5 protein-coding genes are annotated in these 2,894 nt (G+C 64.3%); all 5 read left to right on the top strand.

Going from position 1 to position 2,894, the window contains the following annotated elements; all coding sequences use genetic code 11:
- The first annotated feature begins 23 nt into the window (after positions 1-23).
- On the top strand, positions 24-1,139 hold the full coding sequence (gene ribD, locus EN939_RS28175) for a bifunctional diaminohydroxyphosphoribosylaminopyrimidine deaminase/5-amino-6-(5-phosphoribosylamino)uracil reductase RibD (RefSeq protein WP_127270993.1): 1,116 nt from the start codon (positions 24-26) through the stop codon (positions 1,137-1,139).
- A 12-nt stretch (positions 1,140-1,151) separates the two neighbouring features.
- The gene (locus EN939_RS28170; RefSeq protein WP_127270991.1) at positions 1,152-1,769 is read left to right on the top strand and encodes a riboflavin synthase; all 618 of its coding nucleotides are present in this window, start codon (positions 1,152-1,154) and stop codon (positions 1,767-1,769) included.
- Positions 1,769-1,972 carry a type II toxin -antitoxin system TacA 1-like antitoxin gene (locus EN939_RS28165; protein WP_127270989.1) on the top strand — a complete coding sequence of 68 codons (204 nt, stop codon included), beginning with the start codon at positions 1,769-1,771 and terminating at the stop codon, positions 1,970-1,972. Before EN939_RS28170 ends, EN939_RS28165 begins: the two co-directional genes overlap by 1 nt.
- A 108-nt stretch (positions 1,973-2,080) precedes the next feature.
- Positions 2,081-2,575, top strand: coding sequence for a 6,7-dimethyl-8-ribityllumazine synthase (gene ribH / locus EN939_RS28160; protein WP_127270987.1), 495 nt, complete (start codon positions 2,081-2,083; stop codon positions 2,573-2,575).
- A partial coding sequence (locus EN939_RS28155; protein ID WP_127270985.1) for a transcription antitermination factor NusB occupies positions 2,572-2,894 on the top strand: 323 nt, incomplete at its 3' end. The genes ribH and EN939_RS28155, both read left to right, overlap by 4 nt.

The raw sequence follows: 2,894 nt of genomic DNA, 5'->3' as shown, positions 1-2,894 counted from the left end.
GGTGAAGAGGAAGCCAGCTGAGCATGACTGCAAGCGAACAGGCCTCCCTTGATCGCCGCTTCATGGCGGCGGCACTCAGACTGTCGCGAAAAAATTCGGGGCGCACCGCGACCAACCCGTCCGTCGGCACGCTGATCGTACGCGATGACGGCAACGGTCCGATGATCGTCGGCACCGGCGTCACCGCTGTCGGCGGCCGCCCGCATGCCGAGACCGAGGCCCTGGCCGAGGCCGGCGAGCTCGCGCGCGGCGCCACCGCTTACGTCACGCTGGAGCCTTGCGCCCATCACGGCCGCACGCCGCCTTGCGCCAATGCGCTGGTCAATGCCGGTGTCGCGCGCGTCGTCGGTGCGGCCAGCGATCCCGATTCGCGCGTGTCCGGCAAGGGCTACGCGATCCTGCGTGCCGCCGGTGTCGAGGTGGTCGAGAAGGTGTTGGCCGAGCAAGCCTCCGAGCAGATGGCCGGCTATTTGATTCGTTCGTTGAGAAAACGCCCGGAAGTGATTCTCAAGCTTGCGCTTTCCAGCGACGGCAAGATCGGCAGGGAAGGCGGTGGGCAGGTGTCGATCACCGGAGATATCGCGCGCCGCGAAGTGTATCTGATGCGCGCCGAGGCGGATGGCATACTGGTTGGTATCGGCACGGCCCTTGAGGACGATCCGGCCCTGACGGTGCGTTTGCCGGGGCTGGAGAACCGTTCGCCTGCCCGCATCGTGCTCGACCGCCAGATCCGGTTGCCGGAGGCCTCGAAGCTGGTTTCGGGCGTCGACCGGGTGCCGCTCTATATCGCCGCCTGCCTGGAGGCCGATCCGCTGCGGCGCGCAGCACTCGAACGCGCCGGCGTCCGCTTCATCGGCACCGAGACCCATGAAGGCGGCGTCGCGCTGCCGGAACTGCTCGAGGATCTGGCCGCGCTCGGCATGGCCAGCGTGCTGGTCGAGGGCGGCGCCAAGGTGGCGAGCGCTTTCCTGGCCGACGAACTGGTCGACCGCATCGTGCTGTTCCAGGGACCGGAAGCGATCGGCGATGACGGCATTGCATCGCCTGTTGACGCTGACCATATCCCGGCAGGTTTTCGCAAGCTGCGCGAGATGCGCTTTGGCGAAGACAGTTACGCCGAGTGGATAAGAGATTTTTAGGGATCAACACCGATGTTCACCGGAATTGTCACCGATGTCGGCACTGTCGCTTCCGTCAAACCGCTCAGGCAAGGGGTGGGTTTGCGCATCGACACAGCCTATGACCCGCGGACCATTGCCATCGGTGCCTCAATCTCCTGCGGCGGCGTCTGCCTGACGGTTACGGCCTTGCCCGACAGCGGCTCGAATGCGCGCTGGTTCGAGGTTGAAGCATGGGAGGAAGCCTTGCGGCTGACCACGGCCTCGGGCTGGAAATCCGGCACCAAGGTCAATCTGGAGCGGGCGCTGAAGATCGGCGACGAACTCGGCGGCCACATCGTTTCGGGCCATGTCGACGGCATGGCCGAGATCGTCGAGCGCAAGGATGAGGGCGACGCCGTGCGCTTCACGCTGGAGGCGCCGCGCGACCTGGCGAAGTTCATTGCGCCAAAAGGCTCGGTCGCGCTCGACGGCACCTCGCTCACCGTCAACAAGCTCGAAGGCACGCGCTTCGACGTGCTTTTGATCCACCATTCGCTGACCGTGACCACCTGGGGTGAGCGCAAAGTCGGCGACCGCGTCAATCTCGAGATCGACACCATGGCCCGCTACGCGGCGCGGCTGGTGGAGGCGACGAAAGAGGGGCTGTGATGACCAAGGACAGGGTGAATTCCACGCAGGAAGACAAGTTGATGCGTGAGGAGCGGGCCGATGTGAACACCGAAGGGCACTCGCAGCTCGATCTGTCTGTCAACGACAGCAGAGTCTTCGTTGAAGCCTTGATCAATCCACGATCGGTGAACGATCGTCTGCGCGATACGGTGCGTCGCTACCGTCACGTTACAGGCTCCTGAATACTGGAAACCCAACAAGTTCTGCCGACCGTCGGCGTCGTGGACAATCTTCCGCTTGCGATGAACCCGGCTTCGGCCTAAGTCACCGGCAACTCCCCGGAGACTTTTATGGCTGGCACATCCCAACACGGCAAAGCCTTCATTCGTCCGAAGGCGAAGGCGCATCTGCTCATTGTCGAAGCGCGCTTTCACGACGACCTTGCCGACGCGCTGCTCGACGGCGCGACAAGCGCGCTCGATGAAGCGGGCGCGACTTACGATGTCGTCACCGTTCCAGGTTCGCTCGAGATCCCCGCAGTGATCTCCTTTGCACTGGACGGCGCGACGGGAGGCGGCACACATTATGACGGCTTTGTCGCGCTCGGCACCGTCGTCCGCGGCGACACCTATCATTTCGACATTGTCGCCAATGAATCCAGCCGCGCGCTCATGGATTTGAGCGTGCAGGACTCGGTCTGCATCGGCAATGGCATCCTCACCACCGAGAATGACGCCCAGGCCTGGACTCGCGCCAAACGCTCGGAAGGCGACAAGGGCGGCTTTGCCGCGCGTGCGGCCCTGACCATGATTGCCCTCAAGGAACAACTGGGAGCGCGATCGTGAGCGAACCCGCTTCGCCCGGCCAGCCCGCGGTGCGCCACGCCAACAAGCGCGGCGCTGCCCGTCTTGCCGCCGTGCAGGCGCTCTATCAGATGGATGTCGCCGGCAGTGGCGTCTTCGAGATCACCGCCGAATACGAGGCCTTTCGTCTCGGCAAGGAAGTCGACGGAGCGCTCTATCGCGAGGCCGATGCGCAATGGTTTCGCGCCATCCTGGCGGGTGTCGTCGAGAACCAGAAGACCATCGATCCGATCATCCGCCAGGCGCTGACCGAGGACTGGCCGCTGTCGCGGCTCGATTCGACGCTGCGCGCCATTCTGCG

This window comes from Mesorhizobium sp. M7A.F.Ca.CA.002.05.1.1 (assembly GCF_003998335.1).
GTDB lineage: Bacteria > Pseudomonadota > Alphaproteobacteria > Rhizobiales > Rhizobiaceae > Mesorhizobium.
The sequence above is the reverse complement of the archived record's forward strand: the minus strand, read 5'-3'. Positions and strand labels throughout refer to the sequence as shown.